6 protein-coding genes and 1 pseudogene are annotated in these 5,559 nt (G+C 70.7%); 5 read left to right on the forward strand and 2 right to left on the reverse strand.

Translation table 11 applies throughout. From position 1 onward, the window contains the following. From ACNPM4_RS04135 to ACNPM4_RS04150, 4 genes and pseudogenes are all read left to right on the forward strand, one after another. Positions 1–1,005: pseudogene (locus ACNPM4_RS04135) on the forward strand (hypothetical protein); the annotation flags it as partial. Further along, positions 1,005–1,325, forward strand: coding sequence for a hypothetical protein (locus ACNPM4_RS04140; RefSeq protein WP_262001392.1), 321 nt, complete (start codon positions 1,005–1,007; stop codon positions 1,323–1,325). The pseudogene ACNPM4_RS04135 and the gene ACNPM4_RS04140, both read left to right, overlap by 1 nt. 10 nt (positions 1,326–1,335) lie before the next feature. Next, a complete protein-coding gene (locus tag ACNPM4_RS04145; RefSeq protein ID WP_448984788.1) occupies positions 1,336–2,076 on the forward strand; it encodes a substrate-binding domain-containing protein in 741 nt (246 codons plus the stop codon). A 35-nt stretch (positions 2,077–2,111) separates the two neighbouring features. Then, entirely contained in the window at positions 2,112–2,828 is a 717-nt protein-coding gene (locus ACNPM4_RS04150) for a glutamine amidotransferase-related protein (RefSeq protein WP_448984789.1), read from the forward strand. A gap of 29 nt (positions 2,829–2,857) precedes the next feature. On the opposite strand, the gene ACNPM4_RS04155 is transcribed toward ACNPM4_RS04150, so the two are convergent. Further along, a complete protein-coding gene (locus tag ACNPM4_RS04155; RefSeq protein WP_448984790.1) occupies positions 2,858–3,328 on the reverse strand; it encodes a glutaminase in 471 nt (156 codons plus the stop codon). Then, the gene (locus ACNPM4_RS04160; RefSeq protein ID WP_448984791.1) at positions 3,325–4,539 is read right to left on the reverse strand and encodes a cation:proton antiporter; all 1,215 of its coding nucleotides are present in this window, start codon (positions 4,537–4,539) and stop codon (positions 3,325–3,327) included. Before ACNPM4_RS04160 ends, ACNPM4_RS04155 begins: the two co-directional genes overlap by 4 nt. Before the next feature lie 85 nt (positions 4,540–4,624). On the opposite strand from ACNPM4_RS04160, the gene purU reads away from it, so the two are divergent. Beyond that, on the forward strand, positions 4,625–5,476 hold the full coding sequence (gene purU / locus ACNPM4_RS04165; RefSeq protein ID WP_029261363.1) for a formyltetrahydrofolate deformylase: 852 nt from the start codon (positions 4,625–4,627) through the stop codon (positions 5,474–5,476). Positions 5,477–5,559: the final 83 nt, after the last annotated feature.

A 5,559-nucleotide genomic window follows, 5' to 3' on the forward strand; every position in this document is an offset into this window, starting at 1 on the left:
ACACTCCCGTACGGCGCGTACGCTCCGGCGGATGCGGACACCGTGGTTGCGGGCACCGCCGTCTCGGCCGAGGTCGAGGCATCCGACCTCCCGCCGCTCGATCCGGCAGCGACCGCGGCCATCCCGCCCGCACCTCCCGCCCCCCTGCCTCCCGGCTCGCAGGACCCCGCCGCCCTCGAGGCCTGGCGCGGCCAGCACGCCGCCTGGAAGGAACAGGACCAGGCGTGGCGACGCCAACAGCAGGACATCGAGCGCGCCGCCCGCGATCAGCTGCGCCGCGAGCGCCAGGCCGAGGCCGCCGTCTTCGCCTCCGAGGCGGCCGAGCGTCGGCGCATCCGCCGCGCATCGAACCCGCGCGCGGGCTTCGCATTCGCCGCGACCATCCTCGGTCTCGCGATCATCACGGGGGCGGCAGTCGGCCTCGTCGCGGGTGGCGACGTGGTCGGCACCGCGCTCGGACTGCTCGCCGCCGCCCTCATCCTGGCGCTCGGGATGATCGTCGCCGGGGCTTTCCGTCGACGCAGCGGCTTCCTGGCCTTCATCACCGTGCTCACGCTGGTGAGCGGGCTCGTCGTCGGGGGGTTCTCCACCCTGCAGGGCTTCAGCCTCGGCTGGGCGTCGGTCACGAACTACCGTGCGGAGCACATCCGGCAGCCGTTCGGCGAGCTCAACGTGACTCTGAATCAGCATGACGACGCGCCCCGGCCGATCGTGATCGAGAAGGGCTCCGGCGCGACCAACATCTACGTCGATCCGGGTGTCCAGCTGCAGCTGCGTGCGACCGTCGACACGGCGGACATCACGTGGACCCGCGTCGACGCGGAGTACTACAACGTCATCGATTCCGGCACCTGGGCGGGCACGCGGCGCGACGGGGAGTCGGTCGTCTCCGAGAACATCTCTGCGGAGAACGCGTCGACGACCACCATCCAGCCCGTCACCATCGATCAGAACAGCGGCGAGATCTCCATCACCGTCGTCGAGCCGAAGAAGGAAGACCAGTGATGAGCACTCCCACGACCACCGAACCGACCACCGAACCGACCACCGCGCCGCGCACCCGCTGGGCGGCCATCATCTGGGGACTGCTGTTCGCGACCATCGCGGCCCTCGCCCTCGGCCAGCTCGCCGACCCTTCCCGTCGGGAGACGATCGCGGACGCGCTGATGACCATGACGCCCACGACGATCACCGCGATCGTCCTGCTCACCGCCGGTGTGCTGCTGCTCGTCGGCGGGGCCGCCGGGCTCATCCGCCGTGCACAGCGCAAGCTGGCGGCCGCATCCCACCCGCAGCAGGAAGTGGCCGCGCCCTTCGCCGAGTAGCCTTGTCCGCATGGCGAATCAGGGAAGACGGCCCGCGAAGGGCGCAGGCCGCGGCACGCCCGTACGGCGCAACAAGGCCGCCCCCGCCGAGCGGTTCCCCCCACAGAAGCCCAAGAAGAAGACGGCCAAGGTCGTCTTCGACGCCCCGCAGGCCGAGCCCGAGGCACCGCGCACCTTCCGATTGGGCGCGGTGCCCGGTGCGACTCCGGGCAAGTGGATCGATGCGTGGAAGCAGCGGATGCCGCGCGTGCCGCTCGAGCTCGTCCCGATCGAGGCGGCCACGCAGCGCGCCGCCCTCGACCAGCTGGATGCGGCGCTGGTGCGACTGCCGCTCACGGACGAGTCGCTGCACATCATCCCCCTGTACGACGAGGTCCCGGTGGTCGTGGCCGCCGCCGACTCGCACCTGATGGCGGTCGAGGAGCTCACGTCCGCCGACCTGGAGGGCGAGGTCGTGATCGGCCTGACCGACGACGTGCTCGGACCGCTCGACCTCCCCGGCACCACGCCGGCGGGCTTCGCCGCCCTGCCGACCCACGAGGCGATCGCGACCGCGGCATCGGGAGTCGGCATCGTCGTCGTCCCGATGTCACTCGCCCGCATGCATCACCGCAAGGATGCCGACCACCGCATCCTGGCTGAAGGACCGACCTCGACCGTCGCCCTCGTCTGGCCGCGCGAGCGCACCACGCCCGACGTCGAGACGTTCGTCGGCATCGTCCGCGGCCGCACGGCGAACTCCTCCCGGTGACCGGCGACGGTCGTCGCGCTCGTTAGAATCTCCTGATGGCCTCGCTCCTCTACGTCTGCGTGCGTCCCGAGCTCGGGGCGGCGGATGCTGAGCACGCCTCGTTCCGGCGGGCGCTCGGCGCCGACGTGGTCGACCGGCTCGACCTGCTGCAGACGCCGCTCGACCTCGAGCGCGCGCGGGCCTATCGGGGCATCGTCGTCGGCGGTTCGCCGTACAACGTCTCCGACACCCTGAAGTCCCCGGAGCAGCTGCGCGTCGAGGCCGACCTGCGCACCCTGGCCGATGCGGCCGTCGCGTCCGAGGTCGCCGTGTTCTTCACGTGCTTCAGCATCGGCGTCGTGACCCGCATGCTCGGCGGAGAGGTCGTCACCGACACCCCGGAGCCCGCGAGCGCCACGGTCATCGACGTCACGCCCGAGGGTGCAGCCGACCCGGTGTTCGGCCCCAGCGGGCCCGCTCTCACGGTCTTCACGGCACACAAGGAGAGCGCGGCGCACACCCCGCCCGGCGCCGTGCTGCTCGCGACGAACGAGGTGTGCCCGGTGCAGGCCTACCGCGTGGGCACGCATCTGTACGCGGCGCAGTTCCACCCCGAGCCCACTCCCCGCGACTTCGCCGACCGGATGACGTTCTACCGCACCACCGGCTACTTCGACCCCGACGAGTTCGACGCGGTGCAGCAGCAGGTGCTCGCGGCATCCGTCACCGAGGGCGCGGCGCTCCTCCGGCGATTCGCCGAAACGTTCGCCTGAGTCAGCCCGCCTGAGTCAGCGCGCCTGAGTCAGCCGGCTGCCCCGTCGCGCAGCAGAGCCACCCGCTCCCGCAGGTATGCCTCCAGCGGCATGAAGCCTCCGGCCGCGCTCCAGCGTACGGACGCGACGCCGTCGACCAGGGCCAGCGGACCGGACGAGCCCCCGGCGTCCACGGCGTCCACGTCGATCACGCTCCACCCCACGTGCACGACCTCGCCCTCGTCGAACCCGCCACGCAGCGCCTCGGCCCGACGCTCGGCCCGCTCGCGAGCCGACTCGGCCGTGTAGCCGCGGCGGCCGGGATCGGCAGCCCGCAGCACTTCGGCGGTGGCCAGGGCGTGCGTGTCGGTCAGCAGCAGCGCCCCGAGATGCCAGGCTTCGCCGACGCGCACGATGCGGCGCCCACGCCACCGCGAATCGCGCTGCTCGCCCAGCCCCTCTTTCGGGGCGCCGGCGAGATCAGCCACAGCCGCGGTCAGCAGCGCCGATGCGGTGGTCACAGTTCCCCCTGCACAGCCTCGCCCGCGCGCGCCGGTCCGACGACCTCCGCGCGATCGCCGCGCAGCGTCATCCCGATCAGCGGATACAGCAGCACCGAGAGCATGCCGGCCCCGACCAGCGCGGCGGCCGTGCCGGTGTCGAGCATGTCCTGATCCACACCGATCGCGGTGACCGCGACGATGATCGGCAGACCGGTGGCGGCCAGCAGCCCGAGCGCTGCCCGGTCGCGGACGCTCATCCCCGCCGGAGCCGAGAGCTGCGCCGCCGCACCGCGGATCACGAGCAGGGCGATCAGGAAGATCGGCACCAGCGCCAGCGCGGTGGGTGAGGTGAGCAGCGCCTGCAGGTCGAACGTGACACCGGTGTAGAGGAAGAAGATCGGCACGAGGAAGCCGAAGGCGATGGCCTCGATCTTGCTCTCGATCTGCTCGGCGGACTCCTTCGGCGCGCGCGTCATGATGATGCGCCAGACCGCACCGGCCACGAACGCACCGAGCAGCATGTCGAGGTCGAGCATCACGCTCAGCCCCACGAGCGCCGCGATGAGGAGGATCACGAACCGCACCCCGAACTGGTCGGACGTGTGCAGTGTGGCGAGGACGATGCGGTGGAGTCGGCCGTGGGGCACGCGATGCGCCAGCAGCACCGCGAGGCCTGCCAGCAGCACGAAGGTCAGCAGCACGGCCGTGGCGATCGGCGTGGTCCGCGTGCTCAGGAAGATCGAGATCGCGATCAGGGGCAGGAACTCCCCGACGGCCCCGATCGTGCTGATCGCTCGCCCGAAAGGCGTGTCCAGCTCGCGGGCATCGCGCAGGATCGGCATCAGCGTGCCCAGCGCCGTGGAGCTGAGCGCGATGCCGACGACGACCATCCCCTCGCCCGGAGCGAAGAAGAAGCCGAGGCCGATGCCCAGCAGCACGCTGAGGAGCCAACCGGCCGATGCCCGCGCGAGCGGCTTCCCGGCCACCATCTTGAAGTCGATCTCGGTGCCGGCGACGAAGAACAGCAGCGCCAGGCCGAAGTCGCTGAGCTTCTCCAGCAGGGGGCCGGGCTCGACCCAGCCGAGCACGGCAGGCCCGACGAGGATGCCGAGCACGAGCTCGAACACCACGATGGGCACCCGCACCACGGGGCGCACGCCGCGGGCGAGCAGCGGCGCCGCAACGGCCAACAGGGGGATCAGCACCAGGCCGAGGTCACTCGCTTCCACGGTCTCAGAGTAGCGAGTCACCTCCCGCGATTCGCCCCTGCTCAGCATCCACGGCAGAATCGATGCACACCCTCGAGGAGCCCCCATGTCTCAGCCCGATACCGCCCGCCTGCTGATCGCCTGCGACGACCAGCCCGGCATCGTCGCCGCTGTCGCCGGTGTGCTCGCCCAGCACGGCGCGAACATCATCTCGCTCGATCAGCACTCCACCGATTCCGAGGGCGGACGCTTCTTCCAGCGCACCGTGATCCACCTCGACGGTCTCTCCGCCGCGCGCCCGGCCCTCGAAGCCGACATCGCCGTCGTCGCCGAGCGCTTCGGCATGGAATGGTCACTGCACGATGTTGCACGCCGCAAGCGCGTCGCGATCTTCGTCTCCAAGTACGACCACTGCCTGATGGAGTTGCTGTGGCGCACGCAGCGCGGCCAGCTCGACATCGACATCACGATGGTCGTCTCCAACCACCCCGATCTGGCCCAGTCGGTGCGCTCGTTCGGTGTGCCTTTCGTGCACATCCCTTCCGGCGACAAGGCCGCCATGGAGGAGCGTCAGCTCGAGCTGCTGCACGGAAACGTCGACCTGGTCGTGCTCGCGCGCTATATGCAGATCCTCACCGACGACTTCATCACGCGTCTCGAGGTGCCGGTGATCAACATCCACCACTCGTTCCTGCCCGCGTTCATCGGCGCGAACCCGTATGCGCGTGCCAAGGACCGCGGTGTCAAGCTCATCGGTGCGACAGCGCACTACGCGACGGCCGACCTCGACGAGGGCCCGATCATCGAGCAGGACGTCACGCGTGTGACCCACTCCGAGTCGGCGGCTCAGCTGCAGAGCCGTGGTGCCGATGTGGAGCGCCTGGTGCTCGCCCGCGCCGTGCAGTGGCATGCGGAGGACCGCGTGATCGTGCACGGCAAGTCCACGGTCATCCTCTAGCGGTCGGCGTCGTCCAGGCGTTCCGGTTCTCTTCTATCCGCGCGTCGATCTCGGCCGAGGTCGCGGGCCGGCCAGCCCGGTCC

This window comes from Microbacterium umsixpiens (assembly GCF_053543675.1).

Excerpts from the sequence above, each read along its gene's own strand:
- ACNPM4_RS04140 (WP_262001392.1), top strand. The coding sequence starts at position 1,005 with ATGAGCACTCCCACGACCACCGAACCGACCACCGAACCGACCACCGCG.
- ACNPM4_RS04145 (WP_448984788.1), top strand. The coding sequence starts at position 1,336 with ATGGCGAATCAGGGAAGACGGCCCGCGAAGGGCGCAGGCCGCGGCACG.
- ACNPM4_RS04150 (WP_448984789.1), top strand. The coding sequence starts at position 2,112 with ATGGCCTCGCTCCTCTACGTCTGCGTGCGTCCCGAGCTCGGGGCGGCG.
- purU (WP_029261363.1), top strand. The coding sequence starts at position 4,625 with ATGTCTCAGCCCGATACCGCCCGCCTGCTGATCGCCTGCGACGACCAG.